This window comes from Nitratireductor sp. GZWM139, from assembly GCF_030068685.1.
Classification (GTDB): Bacteria; Pseudomonadota; Alphaproteobacteria; order Rhizobiales; family Rhizobiaceae; genus Nitratireductor; species Nitratireductor aquimarinus.
This window is the reverse complement of sequence record NZ_JAMQML010000001.1, coordinates 85,911-111,896: the sequence shown is the minus strand read 5'-3', so window position 1 is coordinate 111,896 and position 25,986 is coordinate 85,911. Positions and strand designations below refer to the sequence as shown.

The window sequence follows — 25,986 nt, the reverse complement described above, 5'->3', positions numbered from 1 at the left end:
AAGCCGGCAGCCCTATCGCACAGCCCGGCGAAGGCATCAAGCCGATTGGCGGAACAATGCCTCAAGCGCCGGATCTCCGCCTTCCGGCAGCATGATCTGGATATGAGCGTAAAGGTCGCCGTTTCCATCGGTCTTCAGCGGCAGGCCGCGCCCTTTCAGACGCATGGTGCGGTCAGAACTTGTCCAGGCCGGAATGGTCAGCGCAAGCCGCCCCGTCGGCGTTTCAACGGGCACTTTCGCGCCCAGAACCGCATCACGCAGGCTCACCGGCAGATCCACATGCAGGTCCCGGCCCTCAACGCGGTAGCGCGGGTGCTTGCGGAAGCGCAGCTTGACCAGCGCATCGCCGCGCTCGCCAAACGGCGTCTCCTCGCCCTGCCCCTTGAGGCGGATGGTCTGGCCGTCTTCCACGTAGCGCGGGAGCTTGACCGCGATGCGCCGCCCACCCGGGAAGATGGCCGTGACCTTGGAAGCCTTTGCAACGTCCTCGATATCGACATCCAGCGTCGCGTTCAGATCGCCCATGCCGCTCGGGCGCTTGTGGCCAGCGCCAGCGCGCCGTCCCTGACCGGCAGGTCCGCCCTGCTGCGAAAAAGCATCACCGAAGATCTGGCTGAAAATGTCCGCGCCGCTGAAACCGGCCCCATCGGGACCACCGCTTCTGAATTCGAAATGCTGCGCACCCGGGCCGCCCGGCCCGCCCCGGCCCGACCGCCGGAAACCGCCAAACGGATCACCGCCCGCGCCCCCGCCTTCAAAACCGGTGAAACGCGGCTTGCCTTCGGCATCGATCTCACCGCGGTCGAAAGCGCCGCGCTGTTTCTCGTCGCCCAGAATTTCATAGGCCTGCCCGATTTCTGCGAAGCGCTCCTTGGCCTTCGGATCGTCCGGCTTCTGGTCCGGATGATACTTCTTCGCCAGCTTTCGGTAAGCCGATTTTATCTCCTTGGACGAGGCATTCTTGGCCACGCCCAACACGTCATATGGATTGCGCATGTGCAGCTCTATTCCTGATCGTTCCGCATTATACGGCAAAACGTTCGTGAATTCGGGGTGTTGTTCACTATATGCGTCTGGCTAGGAAGAAATTCCAGACCCCGCGCCCGAAACAGCCGCTAAACCGCTTCGAACGCCTGTATCTGCCATCCGAACTCGGGCGTTGGACAGACCGTCCCGCGATAAAGTCCGACGCCATCGAAACTTTCACGCGAGGTCACGAAGCGGCGGCAGGTGCCGGTCTCGTCATCGAAAATGGCGGTGACAACGCCGCGCACATCATTTTCCGGATCGTCCCAGGAAAGAGGCGGCGCGCCGTCTAGACTGTCGCCCATGCCGCCGACCATGGCGTGCAGCATGGCGTCCGTCCCTGTCGGCAGCGGTGCAGGCTTCACGGGTTGAGACATGAAGTTTTCCGGCATCGGCACCGGCGCAATGGAGCCCGTCACAACCGAACGGTCCACGTCCTGCCCTCCAGGATCAAGCGCCGAGACACTGCACCCGGCCAGAAGAATCACCGCTGCAGGCGCGACACAGCGCTGCAGAACATGCAGAGCCAAGGCCTTGCCCCGAACTGGCGCTTGCTTTGCCCCCGACAATCGGCATTCTCCCCGTAGATAACGCGAACCAGGCAGCCAGTATGATTGACGAGACGTTAAAATCCGGTGACTTCACCGAACGCAGCGAGCCTTTTCGGCTCTTTGCCGAATGGCTCGAGGACGCCACGAAATCCGAACCCAACGACCCCAATGCGCTGGCGCTGGCGACCGTCGATCCCGATGGAATGCCAAATGTGCGCATGGTGCTTCTGAAAGGGTTTGATGAGCGCGGCTTCGTCTTCTACACGAATTTCGAGAGCGCCAAGGGCGGTGAAATCCTGAGCGCGGAAAAGGCGGCCATGTGCTTTCACTGGAAGAGCCTGCGCCGTCAGGTGCGCATTCGCGGACCGGTGGAGCAGGTGAGCGACGCGGAGGCGGACGAGTATTACGCGTCGCGGCCGCGCGGAAGCCGCATCGGCGCATGGGCATCAAAACAGTCGCGCCCGCTGGAAAGCCGCTTTGCGCTGGAAAAGGCGGTTGCCGAATACACCGCCAAATATGCCGTGGGCGCAATCCCGCGCCCGGCGCACTGGTCGGGCTTCCGCATCGTGCCGAGCCAGATCGAATTCTGGCACGACCGTCCGTTCCGCCTGCATGACCGCGTGGTGTTCACCCGCGACGATCAGGGCGCGTGGCAGACGAAACGGCTCTACCCGTAAGCCTCAGGACGCCTTGCGGCTCATGAAAGCCATGAAGGCGGCGCGCGCCTCATCCGATTTGAGGCGCGCACGAAAATGCTCCGCCTCCTCGCGAATGCGCGCGATCACGTCGTCGCGCGGACCGCGCAGCAGATCGCGGGCAATCTTCAGCGCCTCCGGCGGTTTTGCCACAAGCGCCTCGGCAGCCGCAAACACTGCCTCTTCGAGCGCCTCTGCCCCCACAACCCTGTGAATGAGCCCCGCAGCACAAGCATCGGCTGCCGGCAACCCCTCGCCCAGAGCCAGAAGGGCAAACGCCCGCTGCTGCCCCATGATCGCCGGGGCGAGCAGACTGGAGCCCGCTTCGGGCACCAGACCGAGATCGACAAAGGGCGTGGAGAACACGGTCGCGGGCGTCGCGAAGGTCAGGTCGCAATGCATGTGGATCGTCGTGCCGATGCCCACCGCAACGCCATCGACGCCGGAGACCAGAGGCTTTGCCGCCCCTGCCAGCGCCAGAAGGAAATCATAGACCTCCTGACCGCCCTCGCCGCCCGTGGCGACGGCCAGAAAATCGGCCAGATCATTGCCGGCGGAAAACGCGCCCTTCTGGCCCAGAATGACGTGGCAGCGCACGTCCGCATCCTCATCGCCGCGCTTCAGCGCTTCGGCCATCGCCGCATACATGGCGCGGGTGATGGCGTTCTTCTTTTCAGGCCGGTTCAGGCGGATCACCTGCACCGCACCGCGCCGCTCGATCAGAACATGTTCGCTCATGGTTTCTCGTCCTCCCGGAACGTTCAGGCCGAAAGCAGCGCGTCAGCCGCCGCATCCAGACTGTCAGCGCCGCCGATTACCTGCTGCCTGAGCGTTGCCGTCTCCACGAGCAGGTTTTCCGCCATGAAACGCACCAGAACGGCGTGGTCGGGCCGGTCGCCGGCGGCAAGCGCCCGCGTGTTCAGCGCAACGCCGATAACCAGCGAGAAAAGCCGCAGATAAGGCGTTGCGCCGCAAAGCGCCTCGTTCACCCGCCCCTCGGAGAGCGCCTTGGTGAGATACGCCGTTGTCTCCTCCAGATCATCCAGCGCCTGGCCCAGCCTTTCCGCCGTTGCGCCAAGCCCCGATGCGTCCGAGAGCGCGGCATGGTCTGCCCGCAGCTCGTTTAAGAATGCCGCCATTGCCTCGCCACCCTGAAGCGGCAGCTTGCGCATGACGAGATCGATGGCCTGAATGCCGTTGGTGCCCTCATAGATCGGCGCGATGCGGGCGTCGCGATAGAGTGCGGCAGCACCCGTCTCTTCAACATAGCCCATGCCGCCATGCACCTGCACGCCAAGCGAGGCGACATCCACGCCCACATCGGTGGAGAATGCCTTGGCCATGGGCGTGAGAATGTCCGCGCGCGCCTGCCAGGCCTTTGCCTCATCGCCCTCACCGAGCCGCGCCCGGTCGATCGCGTAGGCGCAGGAATAGGTGATGGCGCGCGCCATCTGCGTCTGCGCCTTCATGGTCAAAAGCATGCGCTTGATATCGGGATGCGCCACGATCGGGCTCATGCCTTCGCCCTTAGAACCTGCGGCGCGGCCCTGCCGACGGTCCTGCGCATAGGCCAGCGCTTTCTGCGTGGCGGTTTCGGCAATGCCCACACCCTGCATGCCGACTGCCAGCCGGGCGTTGTTCATCATGGTGAACATGCAGGCCAGACCGCGATTTTCCTCACCGATCAGCCAGCCGACAGCGCCCGGCGTGTCGCCGAATTTGCCGTCGCCATAGATCATGGTGCAGGTGGGCGAGGCGTGGATGCCGAGCTTGTGCTCCATGGAGGCGCAGAAGGCATCGTTGCGTGCGCCGAGCGATCCGTCATCATTGACGAAGAATTTCGGCACCAGAAACAGCGAAATGCCCTTGGTGCCCGCCGGCGCATCCGGCAGCCGCGCCAGAACCAGATGCACGATGTTGTCGGTGAAATCGTGCTCGCCATAGGTGATGAAAATCTTCTGGCCAAAAATGCGATAAGTGCCGTCGCCCACCGGCTCGGCCCGCGCCTTGAGCGCGTTGAGGTCGGAACCGGCCTGCGGCTCCGTCAGGTTCATCGTGCCCATCCATGCGCCGGAAACGAGCTTTTCCAGATATTTTTGCTGCAATTCGGGCGTCGCATGCTTGTCGAGCGCCTCGATTGCGCCGACCGTCAGCGTCGGACCGATGGCGAAGGCCATGGAGCCGGAATTCCACATCTCGAAGGCGGCGACCGAGAGAAGCGTCGGCAGCGCCTGCCCGCCGAATTCCTCGGGCGCGGCAAGCCCGTTCCAGCCACCCTCGCACCAACGGCGATAGAGATCGGCCCAGCCCGGCGGCGTGGTGACGGCCCCGTCCTTCAGCACCGCGCCCTGTTCGTCGCCCACCCGCGCCAGCGGCGCGATTTCTTCGGCTGCAAAGCGGCCTGCCTCCGCCACGATGGCGTCGACCAGATCTTCCGACAGATCGCCAAACCGGCCGCTGTCGAGGTCAGCGGCAAAGCCGGTGACGTGTTTCAGGGTGAAGGCGATTTCATCGACAGGGGCTCGGTACATGCTGCAATCCTCCTGATGTCCGGCGAGACCCTAGCCGTTCAGCAAAGCGCTCGCCATCATACATTGGCGCAAGATTGATATTTTCTCTTTACGTAAACGTCAATCTTAGAAAGCTTGCAGTGTCTGATACCAGGGTCGGATCACGATGCGGCCATCCAGCGGCGCGAAGGACACTCCAAAGGTTTGACGGCACATCGAAGTTGTCGAAAACCGGTTTCCACTTTTCGGTTCGGTGCGGTAGAAACCGCCCAACGGAAGGAACGCCCCATGCTTGCAAGACCGGAAAAACATCGCTGCATCGAATGCGGAAAGGCACTCGGCATGCCGGGCTTCACCTATCATCAGGGCGACATCGATAACGGCCCGGCCTACTGGACCGACCGCGGCATTCTTTGCTCCATCGAATGCTCACTGGCCCACCACAAGAAGCGCGCGGCCGAAGGCACCCTGCCCGACAAGCCCGCGCCCGATCCCTTCGAGACGGAATATCAGTTCGAGGACTAGGCGGCTGGGGCGACGCAGCACCTATTGCGCGAAATCCGAATTGCGCGCCCCGCCTCTCCAGCCCCTGATGACCAGATCGGAATTGTGCTCTGCGCCGTCGAGAGACTGTAGTTCGAGATCATAGTTCTTTCCGAGATGCACCGTCTCGAAATCACGCTGCGCACTGCCCACGGGCCTGTCTCCACGCGCCGCCTCCCGCTCGTTGAGAACAGTCAGCGGGCAATGAAGCCCGACGAAATAGACATCGAATGGCGCAAACAGCGCCTGCAGCTCGGGCAGCCATGCGTCGTCATCCAGAATATGTTCAAGGATCAGATTGTTCCCCGCCCTCGCATAGGCTGCCAGAGACGCGTGAAACCCCTTGAAGAAGGCGGGCCTGGCGGCCTGCCAGTCGAAATCGCCGCGCCGGAACCGCTGTAGCGGCAGAACTCCGGCATCGCGCAGATGGTCTATCGAGACATGCCAGAAAGGCAGCTCAATGCGCGCCTGAAGCGCCCGCGCAAGCGTCGACTTGCCGCTGCTCGAAGCGCCGTGGAGAAAGATGATCTGGGTCATGGAGAGCCTGGTGCCGTTGATACGCTTCTAACCACTCCGCGTCACGGGAGATTGACATGAAGCGCAGTCTCAAAGCACGCGGCGGCCCGCTTCACCTGCTCCAACCATCACCGGCATTGAACGATTTCACATTGTCATCGGCATGAAAGGCGTCATGCGCGCAGTCGGCATCCCGCCTCAGCCTTCGCGCTCCACGGCGCGCCAGCCGATGTCACGGCGGCAAAAACCTTCCGGCCAGTCGATCAGGTCCACCGCACGATAGGCGTTCTGCTGCGCTTCCGTGACTGAAGCGCCAAGCGCCGTGACATTTAGAACGCGGCCGCCATTGGCCACCAGAACACCGTCCTTCAGCGCCGTGCCGGCGTGGAAGATTTCGACATTCTCGTCCGCAGCCGCGGCCTCGAGCCCGTGGATCGCCGTGCCTTTTTCCGGGCTTGCCGGATACCCGTTGGCCGCCAGCACCACGGTAAGCGCTGCCTCGTCGCGCCAGCGGGCAGAGACATGCGCGAGCTGGCCGTCCACCGCCGCATTGAGAAGCGCCAGAAGGTCTTCCTTGAGGCGCATCATCAGCACCTGGCATTCCGGATCGCCGAAACGCACATTGTATTCGATGAGCTTGGGGCCGTCCTTGGTCAGCATCAGGCCCGCATAGAGAACCCCGGTGAAGGGCGCGCCCATCTCCGCCATGCCCTTGAGCGTCGGCTCGATGATTTCGGCCATGGTGCGCGCCAGAATGGCCTCGTCCAGCACCGGAGCCGGCGAATAGGCGCCCATGCCGCCGGTGTTCGGGCCGGTGTCGCCATCGCCCACGCGCTTGTGGTCCTGCGCCGTGCCGAAGGGCAGCGCCGCAGCGCCATCGCACAGGCAGAAGAAGCTCGCCTCTTCGCCTTCCAGAAATTCCTCCACCACGACCGAAGCGCCCGCCTCGCCGAAGCTGCCGTCGAAACACTCGTCGATTGCCGCAATCGCCTCGTCTTCCGTCATCGCGACGGTCACGCCCTTGCCGGCGGCAAGCCCGTCGGCCTTGATGACGATGGGCGCGCCCTGCTCGCGCACATAGGCGCGCGCGGCCAGCGCGTTCTCAAAGCGGCCATAGGCGGCGGTGGGAATGCCGTAGCGGTCGCACAGTTCCTTGGTGAAGCTCTTGGAACCTTCAAGCCGGGCAGCGGCGGCGCTCGGGCCAAACACACGAATGTCCGCAGCGTTCAGCGCATCGGCAAGCCCCGCCACCAGCGGCGCTTCCGGGCCGACCACCACGAGGTCGACGCCCTTTTCACGGCAGAACGCAACGACGGCGTCATGGTCCGACACGTCGAGCGCAACGCATTCGGCATCCTGCGTCATGCCGGGATTGCCCGGCGCGGCATAGAGCTTTGTCAAAACCGGGGAGGCCGCAAGTTTCCAGGCGAGCGCGTGCTCACGGCCGCCGGATCCGATCAAGAGAACATTCATGCCACGCATCCCCACTTGTTCAATTGTCGCTTCGGGCTATGGCTCTTTGCCGCGAAAATCAAGGCGCAGATGCCAACTTCCCACGACAGAAACGCTTGACGCGCGCATCAGGCCTTGCCACTCCCTCCTGAAGGAGACAACAAGAAGGAAAATGCGTCATGGAAAAGATCCAGTCCCGTCAGGGTCAGGGCCGCGTCTCGGATGCCCCCTCCGGACACTGGGTCTATCGTGTCATGCCGCAGGCCATGTGGCCCTATGCGCAGCTTGCCCGCTGGGATCGCCCCATTGGCTGGCAATTGCTTCTGTGGCCCTGCTGGTGGTCCGCCGCGCTGGCCGCAGCCGCCTATGCACGGCCCGGCGCGCCTCTGGAAGAGGTGCTGCCGTCGCTCTGGCACCTGGGGCTTTTCCTCATCGGCGCGATCGCCATGCGTGGCGCGGGCTGCACCTATAACGACATCGTTGACCAGCGCATTGATGATGCGGTTGAGCGCACCCGCTCGCGCCCCCTGCCCTCCGGACAGGTCTCGCGCAAACAGGCCTGGGCCTTCCTCATCGCGCAGGCGCTTGTCGGTCTTCTGGTTCTTGTCCAGTTCAACATCTTCGCCATCGCGCTGGGCTTTGCCTCGCTTGCGGTCGTGGCGATCTATCCCTTCGCAAAGAGATTCACGGACTGGCCGCAACTCTTTCTGGGACTTGCCTTTTCCTGGGGCGCGCTGATGGGCTGGGCAGCCGATTTCGAAAGCCTCACGCTTGCGCCCGTGCTGCTCTATTTCGGCTCGATCCTCTGGGTGATCGGCTATGACACGATCTATGCGCATCAGGACAAGGAAGACGACGCCATTGTTGGCGTGCGTTCAACCGCGCGCCTGTTTGGCGACAGGACCCGTCAATGGCTGATCGCGCTCTATGGCGGCGCGCTTCTGTTCTTCGCCGTCGCCTTTGCGCTCGCTGAAGTGCCGATGCCAGCACTCGCCGGTCTGATCGCCGCCGGCGCGCATATGGCGCGTCAGATCCGGGTCATCGACATCGACAATCCGGACCAGTGCCTGGCGCTTTTCCGTTCCAACAATGTGGTTGGCTGGCTGATTTTCCTGGGCCTTATCGGCGGCAGCCTGTGGGCCGTCATCAGCCCACAGTTCTAAGGCAACTTTCCAAGACTGTTTTCTAAGGCTGCGGTTCAGTCGCGGGCGATGATCTCGTCGCCCCCGACAACCACGCGCACACCGAGGCTTCCGCATTTGCGGCGGGCGAGAAAGCGCGGGCGGCGCGCACGCACCGGGCGGCCCTGACGGCGCTCCTGCGGCGGCGCGGCCTTCACTTCCCCAATGCTCTCTTCAAGCGCATGGGCAAGACCATCATCCTCGATCATGAGCATGGGCAGGCCAAGCGCTTCGGACCAGGCGCGCCAGTCAGCGGCCACATCGTCCAGATCGTCCGCCACCAGAAGCGGCACGCACAGCATCGGATCGGAATGGTGCAATTCGAGCGTGACGGTCACGTCACCGAAATCATCTTCCATGGCGCGGGCGGCCACGCCACGAAATGCGCGCGGCGGCAGCGCAAAGGTCACCGGCAGGCCGCTCTGGCTGAGCAGACGCCGCATCCGCACACCACGCTGATTGATGGTGAAGGACACCTCACCGAATGCATCATGCGACGCATAGCTCACCGCCTGCGGCAGATGAAAAGGGTCGAGCCGCATCGCGCGGCCCGCCCAGACTGGCTTAAGCCCACCGTTCATGTCTTTGCCTTCCTGTCACTCCTGAGAGCCGGTTTTCCGGTTCTCTCACCGGGTCGTTTTCGACCTCGTTATGGGATGCACTCTAGCGATGGCCCGTTACCGGCAGGCTTAGAAAGTCAGTTAAATTTTGCTGACCTTACAATTGGTTAGCGATTTCCAACCGGGTGTAACGGTCTGGAAAGTCCCGTCACCGGAACGTAAACGGCATTGCCCAAAGGCCCGAAAGACAAGGGGTGGCGCATTGGGTTTCGGCACCCGCAAGTGCCCGCAAGAGCCCTCACGCTGCGTCAGAAAGCCTGCCTGCTCACCATTTAATTGCATGCGCAAGCAAATAAATTGACACCATCTGTGCAAATCAATATGTATGCGCATGCAACTAGATGGAAGCCAACCACCCGGCCCTGCCTGAACTGGAATCACGACTGCGAGAAACAGCCAGTCCACGCATCGCCGCCATGCCCCGAACCGCTCAATTCGAAAGGAATCCCCTCATGCACTGGTTATATCTCGGCATCGCCGTCATCTTTGAAGTCGCCGTCGCCATATCGGCTGGCAGGGCGCAGGGCTTCACCCAGCCATTCTGGACCGCCGCCACGCTCATCAGCGGCGCCATCGCCACGTTTTTCCTGAGCCTCGCCCTGCTCACCTTCGACGTGGGCGTGGGATACGCGATCTGGACCTCGGTTGCCGGCGTCGGCATCGTCGTGATCGGCGCACTCTTCTTAAACCAGCGGCTCGACTGGAAGAAGGGTTTTGGCATTCTCCTCGTCATTGGCGGCGTTGTCGGCCTGCGCCTCACCGGCGCGGCATAGAGCATCGGAAAGCCCTCCCCTCACTCGGCGGATTGGCGCGTTTGCCGTCCCGCCCATCGCCTCAAGGAAACTCCCCATGACCACCCACACCAAAACCACGGGCAACGCCCGCGCCTGGATCATGCTGCTGCTGGCCGGCGCATTCGAGATCGGCTACGCCCTCAGCGTCGGCGGCAGTCAGGCCTTCACGGTCCCGTCCTGGTCGATCGCTGCCATCATCTTCTTCCTGCTGACGCTCTATTTTCTGAGCGCGGCTCTCAAGACCATTGATGTCGGCATCGGCTATGCGGTCTGGGCCGGCATTGGCGCGGTCGGCGCGGCAACCTTCGGCAGCCTGCTTCTCGACCAGCCGCTCACGCTCGGCCAGATCGGCTGGCTCGCCGTCATCATCGGCGGCGTGGTCTGGCTCAAGCTCGCTGACAGTCCCAGATTTGCCGGCGAACAGACCGCCGCAGGCTGATCATCGGTCCGAAAGCCCAGCCAAAGCCGAGGGAAGCGCATATCGACAGGAGAGCGGCTTGAAACAGATTTTGCATGCGCATACATCTGCTTCACCATCAGCCAACCGCCCGCAGGAGACCAAGCCATGCCCAGTTCAAGCGATGCCTGGCTCCGCCTGGTCCACACAGTCAGCACTGTGGAAAGCGAAATCGCCCGCATGCTGACGAGCAAGCACGGCATTGGCGTTTCCGAATACCGCGCGCTTCAGGCGCTGGCGAAGGCCCCGGATCGCGAACTGCGCATGCAGGATCTGGCGAGCCATCTTCAGCTCAACCAGAGTTCGATTTCGCGCATGGTGGAGCGCATGGCGCGGTCCGGCCTGACGGTTCGCGACGTCTGCGCAGACGACAAGCGCGGCGTCTTCTCCGTCATCACCGAAAAGGGTGAGGCGCGGCTCGAAGAGGCCCGGGCCGATTACGAAACCGCACTCGCCAGCGCCCTGAAGGAAAGCGGCCTTGAAGGCATGCTTGCCGCAATACCCGCCAGATAGGCGCGCCTGCCCCTCAGGCCGCTCTCGTTTACCCGCCCCCTAGATCACCTTGTGCGGGTTCATGATGCCAGCCGGGTCGAATGCTGCCTTCACCCGGCGCATCAGCTCCGTGGCGATGGCCGGCTGCGTGGCGACGAGTTCGTCGCGCTTCATGCGCCCGATGCCATGCTCCGCCGAGAAGGAACCGTTCAGATCGCGCACAATGGCGTGGATGGCGTCGTTCATCTCGCGGTAGAGCGCCAGATAGGCCTGCTTGTCGCCGCCCTCCGGCTGCGAAATGTTGTAGTGCAGATTGCCGTCGCCCATATGGCCGAAACAGACCACGCGGCAGCCCGGCGCGACCTTCTGTGCGGCAGGTCCTGCCCGCTCGATGAATGCGGGAATGTCCGAGACCGGCACCGAAATGTCGTGCTTGATGGAACCGCCCTCGGGCTTCTGCGCCTCCGACATGGACTCGCGCAGATGGCGGAAAGCATTGGCCTGCCCTTCGTTCTGGGCAATGGCCGCGTCGACCACCAGCCCTTCCTCGAAGGCGACGGTCAGGATCTCTTCCATCAGTTCCTTGGCGTCGTCGGCGGAGCGGCCGGACGAAATCTCGATCATCACATACCAGGGATGCGCCTCTTCCAGCGGATCGACAGCGCCGGGCACATGCGCCAGCGTGAACGCCAGCGGCGTGCGCTCGATGAGTTCGAATGCCGTGAGCCCGTTGCCGGCGCGGTCATTGGCCATCTCGAAAAAGCGCAGCGCATCGGCTGGCGAAGGCAGCGCCGCCCAGGCCAGTTCCCGCCCCTTGGGCATGGGGAAGAGCTTCACCACCGCCGCAGTGATAACGCCGAGCGTGCCCTCCCCGCCGACAAACAGGTCTTTCAGATCGTAGCCGGTGTTGTCCTTCTTGAGCTTGCGCAGATCATCGAACACCTCGCCGCTCGGCAGCACCACTTCCACGCCGAGGCAGAGGTCACGCGCCGTGCCATAGGCGAGCGCGCCCACACCGCCTGCATTGGACGAGAGATTGCCGCCGATCTGGCAGGAGCCCTGCGAGCCGAGCGACAGCGGAAACAGGCGATCCTTCTCCGCCACTTCTTCCTGCAGCACCTGCAGAACCACGCCTGCCTCCACGGTGGCCGTGTTGGACTGCAAATCGATCTCGCGGATCTGATTGAGACGCGAAAGCGAGAGAACGATCTCATTGCCATCGCCATCGGGCATCTGACCGCCCACAAGACCCGTATTGCCGCCCTGCGGCACCACCGCCGTGCCGGTTTCGCTGGCCAGCCGCAGAATGGCGCTCACCTCGTCCACGGAACCCGGGCGCAGCACAAGCGGCGTCTTGCCTCCGAAAAGGCCGCGCGGCTCCTCCTCATAGGGCGCGATCTCGTCCGGGGCGGTCAGCGCATGGCGCTCACCGACGATTTCTGAAAAGCGGGCGAGCAGTGCGGCATCGATGGTCATGGATGGATGGGTTCCTCAGGAATTGGCTGTCTCTAATTAGCTGTCACGGGGCGCGGCAGCGCGCGCCAGGCGATCATTGATGGCTTCGCCCAGCCCTTCAAGGGGCACCGGCTCCACAGCGATTGTGGCAGCGCCCGAACTGTCCAGCGCGAGAAGATGGGAGAAAAGATTGGTCGCGGCTTCCCGCAGATCTCCACTTTCGGAGAGATTGCGCAGCGAAACCGCAGTTTCCGCGCCCGCCACTCGCCGGGGACCGAAGGCCAAAAGCGCCTCACCCGGCTCCACTTGTGTCACGTTGAGCCGCATATGGGCGCTCGGCGCATAATGCGATGCGAGCATGCCCGGAGCCTGCACCCCCTTTGCTCCGCGCGCGAGCTGAAGACCGGCAACGCGTTCGATCTCTTCTGCCGCAATGCCGCCCGGCCGCAACAGCGCAATCCCGTCATCCGAAACCTTCACAATGGTGGATTCAAGCCCCACCGGGGTCGGCCCGCCATCCACGATCAGCGGAATGCGCGCGCCCAGATCGGCCGCAACGGCCTGCGCCGTGGTGCCGCTGATGCGGCCGGATGAATTGGCGCTGGGGGCTGCGACAGGCCGGTCCAGCGCCGCAATCACGCGCGCGCCGAACCCTCTGGGGCAGCGCAGCGCAATCGTGTCGAGCCCCGCTGTCACCAGTGGATGAATGCCCGATCCCGCGCGGTGCGGCAGAACCAGTGTCAGCGGCCCCGGCCAGAACGCATCGGCCAGCCTGCGCGCAAGCGGATTAAAATCGGCGATACGCTCGGCCATCGCGATGTCCGCCACATGGGCGATCAGCGGATTGAACTGCGGGCGCCCCTTGGTTTCATAGATGCGCGCCACCGCCTCGCCATTGGTGGCGTCGGCGGCCAGCCCGTAAACCGTTTCCGTGGGGATGGCGATGGCCGCTCCCTCACGCAACAATTCGACCGCCCGCGACAGGGCTTCACTCTCCGGCAGGATATCAGCCAAGCACCAGATCCTCATAAAAATCCCTCTGCTGAGTATCGCGCCTGCCCATGGCGGGCAAGTTCGCCGGCAAGCGAGTTTGCTGAATCTTAAGGGATTTCGCGTTTGAGTGGTCAGGCGAAATGAAATGCGCGCCATAAACCGCCAATGACTGGGGGAGAAGAATGCGATCAGGGCTCGTGAAGCCACTGCTTGTCACCATGCTGCTTGTCGCGGCTGGCGACGTTCGCGCTTCATCCCTTCTTGAGCTGAAATCCGAAGATCATCTGCACCAGCATTCGACCATCGCGCTCAAGGAGCTTGCGCTGGAAGAACGGCAGCCCGCACCGGATACGCCACCGCTCTCCTATCCCGGCCCTGCCCTGAGCGCCATGCCGGAGATAGCGCCTCACCACCTCTCCCCTTCCATGGTCGACATCGGCGCGCCCGCGCATTCGCTTGGGCCGGCGACAGGCGAAACCACGTCTTCCATTCCGCAGAGACCGCGCCAGTTGCCAAGGGTGATCCGCGGCGGCGAGACCGGTCCGGCTGCACCGCGCGCTGCTTCCGCACCTCGAAAGACGGAACAGGCCACGCCCGCTGCGCCAGAGCGCCGGCACAAGGCAAAACGGCGTGCCGGGACGAAAGCAGACAACGGGCCTGCCGCAGCACCTCCATCCGCAGCGCCGCCTTCCGGTCAGCCCCTCGGCCGCCCCGAATAGTTCCTGCCATCAGGCTGTCAGGATGGGTTTTTAAGCCCGGCTTGACCTTGCGCGCGCCGCAACGCACCCTCCGCGCAACATTGTTCGGAGAAATTTCCCATGCTGACCTTCATGAAAATCCTGCATTTTTTCGGCCTCATGCTGGGGGCTGCCGGCGGCATGGGGGGCATGATGGTGGCCATCCAGGCCAAACGCTCCGATGGCGCGCCGCCGCAGGGCCTTCTGGCGCTGCGACCGCGCTTCACCCTCATCACGATGATCGGCGTCGTGCTCCTGTGGCTCACCGGCCTGTGGATGTGGCTCGTCCAGTATGACGGCGCACTGATGAGCACCGCCTTCGTCCTAAAGCTTCTGGCGGCAAGCTTCATTCTGGTGGTCGCGATTCTCGGCTTCGTGGCCGTGAAGCGCGCCTCGCCCGGCACGCCCCCGCCCGCCTATCTGCAGAAGCTCGGGCCGCTGGCAGGCCTCGCCTCCTATCTGGCAGTGGCGCTGGCGGTTTACGTCTTCGCCTAAAGAACAGGGCCGGAAAGCGAAATCCGCTTCCCGGCCCCATGTTCAATCATCTCTCATGCGCCCGAACGGGGCGCAGCGATCCTCTTACCCGGTGATCCGGGAGAAATCGGCCACCTGGGCCGTCGCGCTGCGAATGCGGGCGAGCAGCGCCAGGCGGTTTGCCCGCACGGCCTCGTCATCCGCATTGACCATCACCCCGTCAAGGAAGGCGTCGACCGGCTGGCGCAGCGCCGAAAGGAACGACAGCGCCTTCACATAGTCATTCTCCGCGATGGCCTCGCCGGCGAAGCGCTCCTGCTCTTCAAGACTGTCGAACAGCGCCCGCTCCTCATCCGTTGCAAAAAGGCCCGCATCCACCGTATCGGCGATGGTCGTGCCCTTCTTCTCCGCATCAGCGACGATGTTTGCCGCGCGCTTTGCACCGGCCAGAAGGTTTTCGCCATCGGTGGTGGCGAGGAATTCCGACAGCGCTTCCACGCGACGCACGATCAGAAGCAGATCGTCGCTGTCTTCCGAAATCACTGCGTCGATCAGATCGTAGCGCGCGCCCTGATCGCGCAGGTAAACCTTCAAACGGTCATGGAAGAAGGAGAGCAGATCGTCGGCGCGGTCGTTCAGCCCCGCCGCCCATGTCGCGGCGTTGCGCTCCACATTCGCCCGCTCGTCTTCCGCGATCTGCTGCAGGATCACCTTCAGCGAATCCGGGCTCAACTGACCGCCAATCTCCATGACCTTCGCCAGGAACTGGCTGGCCGCGTGGCCGTAAAGCGTGCGGAAATGCTCCAGCCAGACCGGGTTCGCAGCCTCGATGAGCGACAGATCGACCTTGTTCTCGATGATGATGCGGATCACGCCCAGCGCCGCACGGCGCAGCGCATAGGGATCCTTCGAGCCCGTCGGCTTTTCGTCGATGGTCCAGAAGCCCGTGAGCACGTCCAGCTTGTCGGCCAGCGCCACGGCGACGGAGACCGGATCGGTCGGCACGGCGTCGTTCGGTCCCTGCGGCTTGTAATGATCCTCAATGGCCGCCGCCACCGCATCGCTCTCGCCCTGAAGGCCCGCATATTTGCGGCCCATGAAGCCCTGCAGCTCCGGGAACTCGCCCACAACTTCGGTCTGGAGATCGGCCTTGGCCAGATGCGCCGCGCGCACGGCCTCTGCCGGATCGGCCCCCACCAGCGGCGCAATTCCCTCCGCCAGCGCCGCAATGCGCGCCACGCGCTCGCCCTGCGTGCCGAGCTTGGCATGGAAAGTCACGCCCAGATGGTCGAGCCGCGCCATGCGCTGGTCGAGCGGCTTTGCCAGATCAAGCCCGAACTTCTTGGCCGAGGCCTCAAGCTTGCCGAGATCCGGCAGGTCCGCCTGGTCGGTCTTCCAGAAATAGAGCGCATCGGAAAGGCGCGCACGCACCACCTTGCCATTGCCATAGGCGATTTCCTTGCCACCGTCCTTCGCCTCGATGTTCGAGGTGATGACGAAGCGGTTGGAAAGCGTGTCCGTCTCGCCCTGCGGGCGGCAGACAAAGCACTTCTGGTTGGCGCGGATGGTCAGCCGGATAACCTCCGGCGGGATCGTCAGATAGTCTTCCTCGAATTCGCCCAGCAGCACCACGGGCCATTCCACGAGGCCCGAAACCTCTTCCAGAAGCCCCTCGTCTTCCACCAGCTCAAGCCGGTTGGCGAAAGCGAGATTGCGTGCGTCATCGAGAATGATGCGCTTGCGGCGGTCGGGATCGAGCACGACCTTCGCCGCTTCCAGCTTCTCCGCGTAATCCTCGAAACGGCGCACCGTGATGGCGTCCGGCGCATGGAAGCGGTGGCCATGGGTCACATTGCCGGCGCGAATGCCGTCGATCTCGAAATCGACCACCACCGGCTCCTCGGTCTCAGGACCGAAGGTGCACAGGATGGACTGAAGCGGCCGCACCCAGCGCAGGCTGCCGGGCTTTGCCGAAGCCGCACCCCAGCGCATGGATTTCGGCCATGGGAAATTGCGGATGATGCCCGGCATGATGTCGGCGACGATCTCTTCGGCCGCGCGGCCCTTCTTCTGGATCACCGCAACATAGAAATCGCCCTTCTTGGGGTCGGTCTGAACCTCGGCCTCATCGATGGAGGAAAGCCCTGCGCCACGCAGAAAGCCCTGGATCGCCTTTTCCGGCGCATCCGTGCGCGGGCCCTTGCGCTCCTCGCGCACATCCTTCGAGCGGGCGGTCACGCCGCGAATGTCGAGCGTCAGCCGGCGCGGCGTCCAGTATTCGGTCGCCGCCTCATAGGTGAGACCGGCATCCACGAGACCGTCTGTCACCAGCTTCTTCAGATCGCCGGCAGCCTTGCGCTGCATGCGGGCGGGAATTTCCTCGGAGCGGAGTTCGAGAAGAAGATCGGGCATTTGGGATCTCTGAAAAGCGGACTGTATTGGGTGCGGCAATAGCAACTCCGCCCGCCAATGTCACCCGCCACGACCCGGGAATGAACCTTTTCGTGCCGCAGCGCGACTGACCTGCATCAGTTCACACCCCGGACGAAGACAATGACAACCGCCTCAACGCTCCTGCATTCAATCGCGCTCAGCGCCTGCCTGACCATTCAGGCCGTGCCCGGCAGCAGCGAACGCCCCTCCGGCATACGCCGCGCCCTGCAGACCCTTTCGACACAGCAAATGGAACTCTGCGCCATGGCCGCTCCGGCCGACGCCACGCATCTTGCAGGCCTGATCGGCCGCGCCTGACGGTCTTTTGTCCGGACCGGTGCTTCAGCTCATGTCGACAGGCGTCATCCAGCCAATCACCGCGCCACCCGGCTGGCGCAGAATGGCGATGCGGCCAACACCCGGCACATCGAAGGGCTCGCGCATCACCGATGCGCCGCCTGCCTTCGCTTTCTCAAGGGCGGCATCCACGTCATCCACCGAGAGATAGGACATCCAGTATTCGGGGATGCCCTCGAAATCCGGACCGGCCATGGTGAACATGCCACCCACCGGCGTTTCGCCAACCATGGCGATCCAGTAGGTCTGCCCGTTGCCCATGTCCATGTCGTCAAAGGTCCAGCCCACCGCATCCGCGTAGAAGCTTTTCATCTTCTCCGCGTCGCGGGTCATCAGTTCGTTCCAGTGGAAATGGCCATGCTGCGTCATGATCTCCTCCGTTGGCCCAAATGAAAAAGGGGCGCATCCATGATACGCCCCGCTTCATCATTCGCCAAAGGAGATTGATCAGGCCGCTGCCTTCTCCGCGCCGCCGGCATCGGTGAGCAGGAAGGCCTCACCGCAGGCCTTGGCCAGCTCGCGCACGCGCAGAATGTAGCTCTGGCGCTCCGTCACAGAGATCACGCCGCGCGCATCGAGCAGGTTGAAAACATGGCTCGCCTTGATGCACTGATCATAGGCCGGGAACACGCATTTGTGCAGATTGCCCGCTTCCGCCGGCGCACCCGCCTCCAGGATCGCACGGCACTCGGCCTCCGCGTCCTTGAAGTGCTGGAACAGAATGTCCGTGTCGGCATATTCGAAGTTGAAGCGCGAATATTCCTGCTCGGCCTGCAGGAACACGTCGCCATAGGTCACCTTGGCGTCGCCTTCCAGGCCGTTGAAATTGAGGTCGTAGACATTGTCCACGCCCTGCACATACATGGCCAGCCGCTCCAGACCATAGGTCAGCTCGCCGGCAACAGGCGCGCATTCAATGCCGCAGACCTGCTGGAAATAGGTGAACTGCGACACTTCCATACCGTCGCACCAGCACTCCCAGCCAAGGCCCCATGCGCCGAGCGTCGGGCTTTCCCAGTCATCTTCCACGAAGCGCACATCATGCGTCGCCATGTCGAGGCCGATGGCCTCCAGCGAGCCGAGATAGAGCTCCTGCAGGTTGGACGGGTTCGGCTTCAGGATGACCTGATACTGATAATAGTGCTGCAGCCGGTTCGGGTTTTCGCCATAGCGGCCATCCGCCGGGCGGCGCGAAGGCTGCACATAGGCCGCGTTCCACGGCTTCGGGCCGAGCGAGCGCAGCGTCGTGGCCGGGTGAAACGTGCCCGCGCCCACTTCCATGTCGTAGGGCTGCAGGATGACGCAGCCATGCGAGGCCCAGTAATTGTGCAGGGTCAGAATGAGGCCCTGAAACGAGCGCGTGGGGTGCGTGTTGGGCAGGTCGGTGCTGGGGGCGTTCACAATGCTTCTCCGGGTGGATTCCGGGCTTCTCCGGGGTGGATGCCGGCTCGTCCTATTCCGCGCCCCGGCAAGCGTCAAGGCGCGGAGGACACGAACTCAGTCCGGGAGCCGGATTTCCTGCCCTGCCCTGAGCAGGTCGGGATTGCTCTTGAGCGCCGGATTGACCGCCAGAATATCGCGGAACCGCTCGCCATCGCCAAGCTGGTCGACAGCGATGGACCAGAGCGTCTCACCGGGCTTGATGGTGTACATCGCACCACCTGTCGCAGCGTTCTGCGACGTTTCGGGAGCCTTCGCCTCGCTCTCGGGCTCTGCTTCCGGTTCCACCGTTTCAGGCGCAGGGGCCGTATTGGGCGCAGCCTCGGCTGTGGCGATTTCGTCGGTTTTCACCGCGTCCGCCGGTGAAACCTCGGCAAGGCGCTTCCCGTCTTCTTCTGGCAGACCGTCCTTGAGCTTCTTCTCCACCTCGGCCAGCAGGTCCGGCTCGGGATCGAGATCGCGCGCATGCGCCCACTGATAGGTGGCTTCGAGCTTGCGGCCCGTGCGCCAGTAGGCGTCACCCAGATGGTCGTTGAGCACCGGATCTTCCGGCCGCAGCGCCACCGCGCGTTCCAGCTCGCTTGCCGCTTCTTCATAACGGCCAAGCCGGTAATGCGCCCAGCCAAGCGAATCGACGATGTAGCCATCATTGGGGCGCAGCTCGACCGCGCGCTCGATGAGCTTCATCCCCTCTTCCAGCTTCATGTTCATGTCGACCCAGGAATAGCCCAGATAGTTCAGAACCTGCGGCTGGTCGGGATAAAGCTCCAGCGCCTTGAAGAAATTCGGCTCGGCCTTCTCCCACTCTTTCAGTCGCTCATAGGCGATGCCGCGCTGGTAGAAGAGGCTCCAGTCCTCGCGCTCCGGCTCTTCGACACGCTCGACCGCGCGGTCATAGACCTTCGCCGCCGATGCATAATCCTTCTGCACCGCATAGACGCGGCCCAGCGCCAGATAGGCGCGAATGTCGTCGGGATCCTGCTCGATTGCCGTATTGAGAAAGGTCTCCGCCTCTTCATGGCGGTCGAGATCAGCCAGGTTCAAACCTGTTTGCAGTTCCGCAAGACGCCGCCAGGGCGACCCGTCGCCGATCCGCTCATAGAAGGCGATGGCCTTTTCCGGCTCGCTCTGCTGCTCGGCGAGCGAAGCAAGCTGGATCAGAATGTCGTCATTGTCGGGCGTGAGCACCAGCGCATAGTTCAGATAGAGCTTTACGAAGGGCTCGCCGCCGCCACGGTTGAGCGCGGTCGCGATGTTGAGGAGAATTTCGGCAGCACCCGCGCGCGCATCGGCCACCGGCACGACAACCTCTTCGCCGGCCTCGATGTTTTCACGCAGAATGGTCGTCGCAGCGCGGCCCGTAATATAGGTCTCGCCCTTGTCGAGCGCGGCGAGCGCCTTTTCCTTCTCGCCACGCGAGGCGAGCCATGCGGCATAGGTTTCAGCCGCGCGCATATAGGTGTCCGGGCCGGCGGATGCCGACGCCACGTCGCTCAGCAGAGCGTCGAAGGCCTTCTCCGCCTCTTCGTTCATGCCGCTCTGCATCTTGATCAGCGCATCATGATAGGTGCTGAAAAGGCGATACCACTCCGGCCCTTCCAGATCGTCCAGCGCCTTCAGCGCCTCGTCGGAATTGCCTTCGCCCACCTTGCTCCATGAAGACATGATGGAGGTGATCAGCCGATCGAGATCCGATTCCAGAACCAGCTTCAGCCAGTCTCCGGCCTCTTCGTATTTTTCATTGCGCAGTGCATCCACCGCAAGGCCGAGGCGCGAAAAGCGCTCGATCTCGGGCACGGATTTAAGCGAACGCATATGCGGAAGCGCCGCCTCGAAGCGGCCTTCCGAAACCAGCGAGAGAAGCAGGCTCTGCTGGATCACCTGATTGTCGGGTTCGAAGGAAAGCGCGCGCTCGTAATAATCGATGGCGCTGTCGAGATCATTGTCGGCTTCCGCCGCTCTGGCGGCAAGGAACGCGCCGGAGAAGGAGGAGATCGCGATCAGATCATGATCGTCCGCCCCGCCTTCCTTGGCAGACCCCGCCTGGGGCGCAAGAGCGAGAAATCCCGCCAGACCAACCGTTGCCAACAGTCTCGAGTTGATGCGCTTTCTCATTTACCGTCCCGCTGCATGCTGCCCTCGTCTCTTGTTCCTCCGCCAAAGCGAAGACGCTGGGAATCCCTTCCCGTCTTGCAGACAAGCATGGCCTTTTTGCGGAAGCGCTTCAACGTCAAGAATTACTTTAGGTCACCCGGCTGATGCAGAAGTCGATCACGTCAAGGAGCGCGTCTTTCTGCGGTGTATTCTCCAGCGGAGCGAGCGCATCGCGGGCGATTTCGCCAAAATGGCGCGCCCGGTCGATCGTGTCGCCGATCGCACCGTGTTTCTGCATCAGGGTCATTGCCTTTTCCAGCGCCGCGTCATCGCACTGGTTGTCCTCGATGGCGCTCTTCCAGAAGGCGCGCTCTTCGGGGCTGCCACGGCGATAGCTCAGGATCACCGGCAGGGTCACCTTGCCCTCGCGGAAGTCGTCGCCGACATTCTTGCCGAGGTCCGAACTCTTGCCGCCATAATCCAGCGCATCGTCGACCAGCTGGAAGGCAAGGCCGAGATTGGTGCCGTAAGAGCGTAATGCGGCGCGGTCGTTGCGGGTCGCGCCTGCGACCACGGGGCCAACTTCCGCCGCTGCCGAGAACAGGGCCGCCGTCTTCGCCTTGATGACCGCGAGATAGTCGTCCTCGGTCGTCTCCAGGTTCTTGGCGACGCTGAGCTGCAGCACTTCGCCCTCGGCAATCACCGAAGCGGCGGTCGACAGGATGTCGAGTGCCTCAAGCGAGCCGACTTCAACCATCATGCGGAACGCTTGACCGAGCAGGAAGTCGCCCACCAGAACGCTTGCCTGGTTGCCCCAGATCATGCGCGCGGTCTTGCGGCCACGGCGCAGATCGCTTTCATCCACCACATCGTCGTGCAAAAGCGTTGCCGTGTGCATGAACTCGACGCTGGTGGCGAGCTTCACATGTCCCTCGCCCGAATAGCCGAACATCTGGGCTGCGGCGAGCGTCACCATCGGACGCAGGCGCTTGCCACCGGAATCGATCAGGTGCTTTGCAAGTTCGGGGATGAGTTCCACATCCGAGCCCGCTTTGGAGAGAATCAGCTCGTTTACACGCGCCATCTCGTCGGCGGTCAGCTCCATGAGGCTGGCGACGGAGGCGGCGCCGCGCTTGCCGTCAAGATTCAATACTACACCCACAGATGGTCCTCCAATTGCGGCAGGGCCGGAACTTCTTAGCCGGAACTCATAAACGTTCAACGCAATCTAGTTCCCCCTGCCCCACGGGAGCAAGCGGCGAATGCGCGCGGGGTAACCCCGGTTATTCACGAAGTCGTTTACAGCCGTGGCGCAAACTGTCAACGTCGCACCATGTTCGAGCTTGTCCGCACCAACGATCCCGTCGTCATTTCCTTCGTCCAGAGCCTGCTGCGCGATGCGGGCATTGCCTGTTTCGTCGCCGACCAGAACATGAGCATTCTGGAAGGGTCGCTCGGCATCTTGCCAAAGCGCATCCTGATAGACGAGGAAGACCGTCAGGCGGCCCATCAGCTGCTTGAGGATGCGGGCATAGAACACGAGATGCGCAACAGAGACAATGACTGACACGGTTCCCGACGCGGCCTGCAGCGTCGATTCTTTCCATCGGGACGCTTTCCGTCTGGTCCAGCCCGTGCGGCGCGGCCACCGCGCCGGCGTGGACGCGATGCTGGTGGCGTCCGCGCTTCCGGGCAGTTTCAGCGGTGCGGTCGCAGATCTGGGCGCGGGCGCAGGCGCTGCCGGCTTTGCCGTGGCCGCCCGCTGCCCGCAGACGCGCATCACCCTTGTCGAAAACGCGCCCGAGATGGCCGGTTTCGCCCGCCGCAGCATCGCTCTTGCGAAAAACAGCGCCCTTGCCACCCGTATCTCCGTGCTCGAAGCCGACGTGACGCTGACCGGAACGGCCCGTGAAGCCGCAGGCCTTGGCCGCGATGCGTTTTCCGGCGTCGTCATGAACCCGCCTTTCAACAGCGCCAGCGACCGCGCCACGCCCGATGCGCTGAAGCGGGCGGCGCATGTGATGGCCGACGATTTGTTCGAGACATGGCTGCGCACCGCCGCCGCCATCACCGCGCCGGGCGGGCTTCTGGCGCTGATCGCACGCCCTGCCTCGCTCGCCGCAATTCTTGCCGCGCTGGAGGGCCGTTTCGGCGGCGCGCGCATCGTGCCGGTGCATGGACGGGCTGAGAGCCCCGCGATCCGCATTCTGATTCGCGCCCAGAAGGGAAACCGCGCCGGTCTCACGCTGGAACCACCGCTTGTCCTGCGCGACCGCGACGATCGGGTGACAGAACGCGCCGAGGCGCTAACCAATGGCCGGGCGGCGCTTTTTGGTGATTGAGCGCGCTTCGCCATTGCACGGCCCGTGCAAATGCCTACATGCTTTTGAGTTGTAATCCCTGCCATCTGGAGCAACAGAGCCCTTGCGACGCTTCTTCAGCCGTCTTCTTCCCAAAAGCCTGCGCGGCAATACGGTCACCATTCCCGTGATCCGGCTTTCCGGCGCAATCATGCCGTCGAGCAGCGCCTTTCGCCAGAACCTTTCTCTGGCGACCACGGCCGCAGTGATCGAGCGCGCCTTTTCCATGCCGGATGCGCCGGCCGTCGCCATCTCGCTGAATTCGCCCGGCGGCTCGCCCGTGCAGTCCCGCCTGATCTTTCGCCGCATCCGCGATCTCGCGACGGAGAAGGACAAGAAGGTCTTCGTCTTTGTTGAAGATGTGGCGGCCTCCGGCGGCTACATGATCGCCATTGCCGGCGACGAGATCATCGTCGATCCCTCCTCCATCGTCGGCTCCATCGGCGTCGTCTCCGCCGGTTTCGGCTTCCCGGAGATGCTCAAGAAGATCGGCGTCGAGCGGCGCGTGCACACGGCCGGCCAGAACAAGGCGATCCTCGATCCCTTCCAGCCGGAGAAGAAGGAAGACGTGGAGCGCCTCAAATCGCTCCAGCTCGAAATCCACGACACGTTCATCAATCTGGTGAAAGAACGCCGTGGCGCAAAGCTCGCCGAGGATGGCGATCTCTTCACCGGCGCATTCTGGACCGGCGAAAGCGCCCTGAAACTGGGGCTTGTGGACGGCATCGGCGACATGCGCTCGGTGCTCAAGGAACGTTATGGCGAAAAGACCAAACTCGCCCTCATCACCCAGCCGCGTGGCCTGTTCGGCCGCAAGCTTGGCATTGCCGGCAGCGCCGGCGGCCTGCCCGATCTCGGGGCGGCCTTTGCCGGCAACGCAGCCTCCGGTCTTCTGGAAGCAGCAGAGGAACAGGCGCTGTGGCGTCGCTACGGGCTTTGACCCGGCGCCGCGCCGGATCAAAGCGTCCTTTGTGCGTCCGAATGGATGCGCTAAACTCGGTGGCATGAAACCGGAGGATCGACAATGCCCCAACTGATCTTCTTCGCCGCAGTCGGCGTTGTGGCCTATGTGGGCTATCGCAAATTCGTCCGCGAGGCCGAACGCGTGACCGCAAAAGCGCGCCGCGCCCGCAAGGAAGCGGCCAATGGCAGCATGGGAACACTGGTGTACGATCCCAAGACGGGCGAATATCGCGTTCCCAAAGACTAGAGAATTCATGCAGATAGAGCATCGGGATAACTGAAAACCGGTTTCCATGTTTTCGGTCCGGTGCTCCCTCCATCTTCAAGGTCAGGACCCGGCCCCTCACATGTCCCCACACGGCAGCATGATCGCGCCCGCCAAGGTGAATCTGGCACTGCATGTCGTCGGAAGACGCGCGGACGGGTTTCATCTGCTCGATACGCTCGTGGCCTTCACCGGCGATGGCGATCTTCTGGAAGTGGAAGACGGCGCGGAAGACGATTTCTTCGTATCGGGCCATTACGCCGCTCATGTGCCCATCGGGTCCGGCAATCTCGTCACCCGCGCCCGCGACCTCCTGCGCGAAACCTTCGGCGGTGATGCGCGCGCGCCGGTGCGGCTCCATCTGGAAAAGAACCTGCCCGTTGCATCGGGCGTTGGCGGCGGCTCCGCCGATGCGGCTGCGGCCCTGCGCCTGCTCGTCCGCCACTGGGACCTCGCCATAAACGAGACCGATCTCATCCGCCTTGGCCTCCGGCTTGGGGCCGACGTGCCCATGTGCCTTGCCTCCAAACCCCTCATCGCGCGCGGCATCGGTGAGGCTCTGGAAACGCTCCCCGCCTTCCCCGCCCTGCCGCTCGTTCTGGTGAACCCCAACATTCCGCTCTCAACGCCTGAAGTCTTTTCAGCGCTTGAGCGGCGCGACAACGCTCCCCTTCCCGCCCTTGAGGACCTGCCCGACGCCGCAACGGCCGTCCGCTGGCTGGATGGCGCGCGCAACGATCTGGAAATGCCGGCGCGCCGCCTCGTGCCCCAGATCGAAGATGGTCTTGGGGCTCTAAGGCGCGCCGGCGCGCTGACCGCGCGCATGTCGGGCTCTGGCGCCACCTGTTTCGGAATTTTCTCATCAGCGGATGCGGCAGCGCGCGCCCGGCGCGCCCTTGCCTGCGAACATCCCGAATGGTTCGTCCTTGAAACCGAAACCCTTGCAGCGGAGCAGCCAGATGCCGACCACGCCCACCCGTGAATTCATCCCCGTGCGCTTCGCCGTTCTCACCGTCTCGGACACGCGCGGGCTCGAAGATGACCGCTCCGGCCAGACGCTTGCCGAACGCATCGAGGAGGCGGGCCACACGCTCACCGACCGCAGGATCGTTGCCGACGATGTCGAGGCCATCCGCATGGCCGTCAAACTCTGGTGCGCCGATGCCGGCATCGATGCCGTCATCACCACCGGCGGCACCGGCTTCACCGGTCGCGATGTGACGCCCGAAGCGCTCGAACCGCTGTTCGACAAGCGCATGGACGGCTTTTCGCATGTCTTCCACCGCATCTCCTTTGAGAAGATCGGCACCTCCACCATCCAGTCGCGCGCAACCGCCGGCCTCATCGACCAGACCTTCGTCTTCGCCCTGCCCGGCTCCACGGGCGCCTGCCGCGATGCCTGGGACGGCATCCTCAGGGACCAGTTCGACTACCGCCACATGCCCTGCAATTTCGTGGAAATCATGCCGCGACTTGCCGAGCATCTGAAGCGCGGCGGCGGCAAGTCCGCCTGAGCGGCACCCCACCTCTCCAAAAACCTGTTTCAAGCCAGGCTGGCATCCACATGGATGCTGGCTC

At 63.4% G+C, this 25,986-nt stretch carries 29 protein-coding genes; 15 read left to right on the top strand and 14 right to left on the bottom strand.

Annotated elements, in window-relative coordinates; genetic code table 11:
- Nucleotides 1-36 precede the first annotated feature (36 nt).
- Both NDI72_RS00505 and NDI72_RS00500 read right to left on the bottom strand, forming a co-directional pair.
- Nucleotides 37-996, bottom strand: coding sequence for a DnaJ C-terminal domain-containing protein (locus tag NDI72_RS00505; RefSeq protein WP_206993746.1), 960 nt, complete (start codon nucleotides 994-996; stop codon nucleotides 37-39).
- 119 nt (nucleotides 997-1,115) lie between these two features.
- Nucleotides 1,116-1,460, bottom strand: a complete 345-nt coding sequence (locus NDI72_RS00500; protein WP_283799255.1) for an RT0821/Lpp0805 family surface protein — start codon at nucleotides 1,458-1,460, stop codon at nucleotides 1,116-1,118.
- Nucleotides 1,461-1,636: 176 nt separating this feature from the next.
- Between NDI72_RS00500 and pdxH the strand changes: the two genes are divergently transcribed.
- A complete protein-coding gene (gene pdxH / locus NDI72_RS00495; protein ID WP_283799254.1) occupies nucleotides 1,637-2,254 on the top strand; it encodes a pyridoxamine 5'-phosphate oxidase in 618 nt (205 codons plus the stop codon).
- A gap of 3 nt (nucleotides 2,255-2,257) precedes the next feature.
- Here the strand turns inward: pdxH and NDI72_RS00490 are convergent, their stop codons facing one another.
- Both NDI72_RS00490 and NDI72_RS00485 read right to left on the bottom strand, forming a co-directional pair.
- Nucleotides 2,258-3,010 carry a crotonase/enoyl-CoA hydratase family protein gene (locus NDI72_RS00490; protein ID WP_113154511.1) on the bottom strand — a complete coding sequence of 251 codons (753 nt, stop codon included), beginning with the start codon at nucleotides 3,008-3,010 and terminating at the stop codon, nucleotides 2,258-2,260.
- A 23-nt stretch (nucleotides 3,011-3,033) separates the two neighbouring features.
- Nucleotides 3,034-4,803: an acyl-CoA dehydrogenase family protein gene (locus NDI72_RS00485; RefSeq protein ID WP_206547247.1), complete on the bottom strand. Its 1,770-nt coding sequence runs from the start codon at nucleotides 4,801-4,803 to the stop codon at nucleotides 3,034-3,036.
- Between the two features lie 267 nt (nucleotides 4,804-5,070).
- Between NDI72_RS00485 and NDI72_RS00480 the strand changes: the two genes are divergently transcribed.
- Nucleotides 5,071-5,307 (top strand): hypothetical protein, encoded by a 237-nt coding sequence (locus NDI72_RS00480; RefSeq protein WP_113154509.1) that lies wholly within the window; start codon nucleotides 5,071-5,073, stop codon nucleotides 5,305-5,307.
- Nucleotides 5,308-5,328: 21 nt separating this feature from the next.
- On the opposite strand, the gene NDI72_RS00475 is transcribed toward NDI72_RS00480, so the two are convergent.
- The gene (locus NDI72_RS00475; protein ID WP_283799253.1) at nucleotides 5,329-5,862 is read right to left on the bottom strand and encodes a chloramphenicol phosphotransferase CPT family protein; all 534 of its coding nucleotides are present in this window, start codon (nucleotides 5,860-5,862) and stop codon (nucleotides 5,329-5,331) included.
- A gap of 177 nt (nucleotides 5,863-6,039) precedes the next feature.
- Entirely contained in the window at nucleotides 6,040-7,314 is a 1,275-nt protein-coding gene (gene purD, locus NDI72_RS00470) for a phosphoribosylamine--glycine ligase (protein ID WP_283799252.1), read from the bottom strand.
- A 158-nt stretch (nucleotides 7,315-7,472) separates the two neighbouring features.
- Between purD and ubiA the strand changes: the two genes are divergently transcribed.
- A complete protein-coding gene (gene ubiA / locus NDI72_RS00465) occupies nucleotides 7,473-8,456 on the top strand; it encodes a 4-hydroxybenzoate octaprenyltransferase (protein WP_113154508.1) in 984 nt (327 codons plus the stop codon).
- 35 nt (nucleotides 8,457-8,491) lie between these two features.
- On the opposite strand, the gene NDI72_RS00460 is transcribed toward ubiA, so the two are convergent.
- A complete protein-coding gene (locus tag NDI72_RS00460; RefSeq protein ID WP_113154507.1) occupies nucleotides 8,492-9,055 on the bottom strand; it encodes a DUF6101 family protein in 564 nt (187 codons plus the stop codon).
- A 491-nt stretch (nucleotides 9,056-9,546) separates the two neighbouring features.
- On the opposite strand from NDI72_RS00460, the gene NDI72_RS00455 reads away from it, so the two are divergent.
- From NDI72_RS00455 to NDI72_RS00445, 3 genes are all read left to right on the top strand, one after another.
- A complete protein-coding gene (locus NDI72_RS00455) occupies nucleotides 9,547-9,867 on the top strand; it encodes a DMT family transporter (protein WP_283799251.1) in 321 nt (106 codons plus the stop codon).
- A gap of 76 nt (nucleotides 9,868-9,943) precedes the next feature.
- Nucleotides 9,944-10,327, top strand: coding sequence for a DMT family transporter (locus tag NDI72_RS00450; protein ID WP_206993751.1), 384 nt, complete (start codon nucleotides 9,944-9,946; stop codon nucleotides 10,325-10,327).
- Between the two features lie 126 nt (nucleotides 10,328-10,453).
- Nucleotides 10,454-10,858 carry a MarR family winged helix-turn-helix transcriptional regulator gene (locus tag NDI72_RS00445; RefSeq protein WP_283799250.1) on the top strand — a complete coding sequence of 135 codons (405 nt, stop codon included), beginning with the start codon at nucleotides 10,454-10,456 and terminating at the stop codon, nucleotides 10,856-10,858.
- A 39-nt stretch (nucleotides 10,859-10,897) separates the two neighbouring features.
- On the opposite strand, the gene NDI72_RS00440 is transcribed toward NDI72_RS00445, so the two are convergent.
- Together NDI72_RS00440 and NDI72_RS00435 are read right to left on the bottom strand one after the other, a co-directional pair.
- Nucleotides 10,898-12,313 (bottom strand): FAD-binding oxidoreductase, encoded by a 1,416-nt coding sequence (locus tag NDI72_RS00440; RefSeq protein ID WP_283799249.1) that lies wholly within the window; start codon nucleotides 12,311-12,313, stop codon nucleotides 10,898-10,900.
- A 36-nt stretch (nucleotides 12,314-12,349) separates the two neighbouring features.
- Nucleotides 12,350-13,306: an L-threonylcarbamoyladenylate synthase gene (locus NDI72_RS00435; protein WP_283799248.1), complete on the bottom strand. Its 957-nt coding sequence runs from the start codon at nucleotides 13,304-13,306 to the stop codon at nucleotides 12,350-12,352.
- A 161-nt stretch (nucleotides 13,307-13,467) separates the two neighbouring features.
- Between NDI72_RS00435 and NDI72_RS00430 the strand changes: the two genes are divergently transcribed.
- Nucleotides 13,468-14,004 (top strand): hypothetical protein, encoded by a 537-nt coding sequence (locus NDI72_RS00430; protein WP_206547234.1) that lies wholly within the window; start codon nucleotides 13,468-13,470, stop codon nucleotides 14,002-14,004.
- A gap of 99 nt (nucleotides 14,005-14,103) precedes the next feature.
- Nucleotides 14,104-14,517 carry a hypothetical protein gene (locus NDI72_RS00425; protein WP_283799247.1) on the top strand — a complete coding sequence of 138 codons (414 nt, stop codon included), beginning with the start codon at nucleotides 14,104-14,106 and terminating at the stop codon, nucleotides 14,515-14,517.
- An 84-nt stretch (nucleotides 14,518-14,601) separates the two neighbouring features.
- On the opposite strand, the gene glyS is transcribed toward NDI72_RS00425, so the two are convergent.
- A complete protein-coding gene (glyS, locus tag NDI72_RS00420) occupies nucleotides 14,602-16,908 on the bottom strand; it encodes a glycine--tRNA ligase subunit beta (protein ID WP_283799246.1) in 2,307 nt (768 codons plus the stop codon).
- A 141-nt stretch (nucleotides 16,909-17,049) separates the two neighbouring features.
- Between glyS and NDI72_RS00415 the strand changes: the two genes are divergently transcribed.
- A complete protein-coding gene (locus tag NDI72_RS00415; protein ID WP_283799245.1) occupies nucleotides 17,050-17,247 on the top strand; it encodes a hypothetical protein in 198 nt (65 codons plus the stop codon).
- A 24-nt stretch (nucleotides 17,248-17,271) separates the two neighbouring features.
- Here the strand turns inward: NDI72_RS00415 and NDI72_RS00410 are convergent, their stop codons facing one another.
- The 4 genes from NDI72_RS00410 to NDI72_RS00395 form a co-directional block, all read right to left on the bottom strand.
- Nucleotides 17,272-17,655 carry a VOC family protein gene (locus NDI72_RS00410; RefSeq protein WP_283799244.1) on the bottom strand — a complete coding sequence of 128 codons (384 nt, stop codon included), beginning with the start codon at nucleotides 17,653-17,655 and terminating at the stop codon, nucleotides 17,272-17,274.
- 78 nt (nucleotides 17,656-17,733) lie between these two features.
- Nucleotides 17,734-18,666 (bottom strand): glycine--tRNA ligase subunit alpha, encoded by a 933-nt coding sequence (locus tag NDI72_RS00405; RefSeq protein ID WP_204360896.1) that lies wholly within the window; start codon nucleotides 18,664-18,666, stop codon nucleotides 17,734-17,736.
- A 117-nt stretch (nucleotides 18,667-18,783) separates the two neighbouring features.
- Complete coding sequence (locus NDI72_RS00400; RefSeq protein ID WP_283799243.1) at nucleotides 18,784-20,841, bottom strand: tetratricopeptide repeat protein; 2,058 nt, start codon at nucleotides 20,839-20,841, stop codon at nucleotides 18,784-18,786.
- Between the two features lie 127 nt (nucleotides 20,842-20,968).
- The gene (locus tag NDI72_RS00395) at nucleotides 20,969-21,982 is read right to left on the bottom strand and encodes a polyprenyl synthetase family protein (RefSeq protein ID WP_283799242.1); all 1,014 of its coding nucleotides are present in this window, start codon (nucleotides 21,980-21,982) and stop codon (nucleotides 20,969-20,971) included.
- Nucleotides 21,983-22,153: 171 nt separating this feature from the next.
- On the opposite strand from NDI72_RS00395, the gene NDI72_RS00390 reads away from it, so the two are divergent.
- From NDI72_RS00390 to moaB, 6 genes are all read left to right on the top strand, one after another.
- Nucleotides 22,154-22,387: a putative signal transducing protein gene (locus tag NDI72_RS00390; RefSeq protein WP_283799241.1), complete on the top strand. Its 234-nt coding sequence runs from the start codon at nucleotides 22,154-22,156 to the stop codon at nucleotides 22,385-22,387.
- The gene (locus NDI72_RS00385; protein ID WP_283799240.1) at nucleotides 22,380-23,162 is read left to right on the top strand and encodes a tRNA1(Val) (adenine(37)-N6)-methyltransferase; all 783 of its coding nucleotides are present in this window, start codon (nucleotides 22,380-22,382) and stop codon (nucleotides 23,160-23,162) included. Before NDI72_RS00390 ends, NDI72_RS00385 begins: the two co-directional genes overlap by 8 nt.
- An 82-nt stretch (nucleotides 23,163-23,244) precedes the next feature.
- On the top strand, nucleotides 23,245-24,120 hold the full coding sequence (locus NDI72_RS00380; RefSeq protein WP_206545825.1) for a S49 family peptidase: 876 nt from the start codon (nucleotides 23,245-23,247) through the stop codon (nucleotides 24,118-24,120).
- An 84-nt stretch (nucleotides 24,121-24,204) separates the two neighbouring features.
- Complete coding sequence (locus NDI72_RS00375) at nucleotides 24,205-24,390, top strand: NfeD family protein (RefSeq protein ID WP_113154490.1); 186 nt, start codon at nucleotides 24,205-24,207, stop codon at nucleotides 24,388-24,390.
- A 100-nt stretch (nucleotides 24,391-24,490) separates the two neighbouring features.
- Nucleotides 24,491-25,390 (top strand): 4-(cytidine 5'-diphospho)-2-C-methyl-D-erythritol kinase, encoded by a 900-nt coding sequence (locus tag NDI72_RS00370; protein ID WP_283799239.1) that lies wholly within the window; start codon nucleotides 24,491-24,493, stop codon nucleotides 25,388-25,390.
- Nucleotides 25,368-25,922: a molybdenum cofactor biosynthesis protein B gene (gene moaB / locus NDI72_RS00365; protein ID WP_206554066.1), complete on the top strand. Its 555-nt coding sequence runs from the start codon at nucleotides 25,368-25,370 to the stop codon at nucleotides 25,920-25,922. The genes NDI72_RS00370 and moaB overlap by 23 nt, the downstream gene beginning before the upstream one ends.
- Nucleotides 25,923-25,986 lie beyond the last annotated feature (64 nt).

What these genes read in the sequence shown, in the direction of transcription:
- NDI72_RS00505 (WP_206993746.1), bottom strand. Translation starts at nt 996, where the DNA reads ATGCGCAATCCATATGACGTGTTGGGCGTGGCCAAGAATGCCTCGTCC.
- pdxH (WP_283799254.1), top strand. Translation starts at nt 1,637, where the DNA reads ATGATTGACGAGACGTTAAAATCCGGTGACTTCACCGAACGCAGCGAG.
- NDI72_RS00490 (WP_113154511.1), bottom strand. Translation starts at nt 3,010, where the DNA reads ATGAGCGAACATGTTCTGATCGAGCGGCGCGGTGCGGTGCAGGTGATC.
- NDI72_RS00485 (WP_206547247.1), bottom strand. Translation starts at nt 4,803, where the DNA reads ATGTACCGAGCCCCTGTCGATGAAATCGCCTTCACCCTGAAACACGTC.
- NDI72_RS00480 (WP_113154509.1), top strand. Translation starts at nt 5,071, where the DNA reads ATGCTTGCAAGACCGGAAAAACATCGCTGCATCGAATGCGGAAAGGCA.
- NDI72_RS00475 (WP_283799253.1), bottom strand. Translation starts at nt 5,862, where the DNA reads ATGACCCAGATCATCTTTCTCCACGGCGCTTCGAGCAGCGGCAAGTCG.
- purD (WP_283799252.1), bottom strand. Translation starts at nt 7,314, where the DNA reads ATGAATGTTCTCTTGATCGGATCCGGCGGCCGTGAGCACGCGCTCGCC.
- ubiA (WP_113154508.1), top strand. Translation starts at nt 7,473, where the DNA reads ATGGAAAAGATCCAGTCCCGTCAGGGTCAGGGCCGCGTCTCGGATGCC.
- NDI72_RS00460 (WP_113154507.1), bottom strand. Translation starts at nt 9,055, where the DNA reads ATGAACGGTGGGCTTAAGCCAGTCTGGGCGGGCCGCGCGATGCGGCTC.
- NDI72_RS00455 (WP_283799251.1), top strand. Translation starts at nt 9,547, where the DNA reads ATGCACTGGTTATATCTCGGCATCGCCGTCATCTTTGAAGTCGCCGTC.
- NDI72_RS00450 (WP_206993751.1), top strand. Translation starts at nt 9,944, where the DNA reads ATGACCACCCACACCAAAACCACGGGCAACGCCCGCGCCTGGATCATG.
- NDI72_RS00445 (WP_283799250.1), top strand. Translation starts at nt 10,454, where the DNA reads ATGCCCAGTTCAAGCGATGCCTGGCTCCGCCTGGTCCACACAGTCAGC.
- NDI72_RS00440 (WP_283799249.1), bottom strand. Translation starts at nt 12,313, where the DNA reads ATGACCATCGATGCCGCACTGCTCGCCCGCTTTTCAGAAATCGTCGGT.
- NDI72_RS00430 (WP_206547234.1), top strand. Translation starts at nt 13,468, where the DNA reads ATGCGATCAGGGCTCGTGAAGCCACTGCTTGTCACCATGCTGCTTGTC.
- NDI72_RS00425 (WP_283799247.1), top strand. Translation starts at nt 14,104, where the DNA reads ATGCTGACCTTCATGAAAATCCTGCATTTTTTCGGCCTCATGCTGGGG.
- glyS (WP_283799246.1), bottom strand. Translation starts at nt 16,908, where the DNA reads ATGCCCGATCTTCTTCTCGAACTCCGCTCCGAGGAAATTCCCGCCCGC.
- NDI72_RS00415 (WP_283799245.1), top strand. Translation starts at nt 17,050, where the DNA reads ATGACAACCGCCTCAACGCTCCTGCATTCAATCGCGCTCAGCGCCTGC.
- NDI72_RS00410 (WP_283799244.1), bottom strand. Translation starts at nt 17,655, where the DNA reads ATGACGCAGCATGGCCATTTCCACTGGAACGAACTGATGACCCGCGAC.
- NDI72_RS00400 (WP_283799243.1), bottom strand. Translation starts at nt 20,841, where the DNA reads ATGAGAAAGCGCATCAACTCGAGACTGTTGGCAACGGTTGGTCTGGCG.
- NDI72_RS00390 (WP_283799241.1), top strand. Translation starts at nt 22,154, where the DNA reads ATGTTCGAGCTTGTCCGCACCAACGATCCCGTCGTCATTTCCTTCGTC.
- NDI72_RS00385 (WP_283799240.1), top strand. Translation starts at nt 22,380, where the DNA reads ATGACTGACACGGTTCCCGACGCGGCCTGCAGCGTCGATTCTTTCCAT.
- NDI72_RS00375 (WP_113154490.1), top strand. Translation starts at nt 24,205, where the DNA reads ATGCCCCAACTGATCTTCTTCGCCGCAGTCGGCGTTGTGGCCTATGTG.
- NDI72_RS00370 (WP_283799239.1), top strand. Translation starts at nt 24,491, where the DNA reads ATGTCCCCACACGGCAGCATGATCGCGCCCGCCAAGGTGAATCTGGCA.
- moaB (WP_206554066.1), top strand. Translation starts at nt 25,368, where the DNA reads ATGCCGACCACGCCCACCCGTGAATTCATCCCCGTGCGCTTCGCCGTT.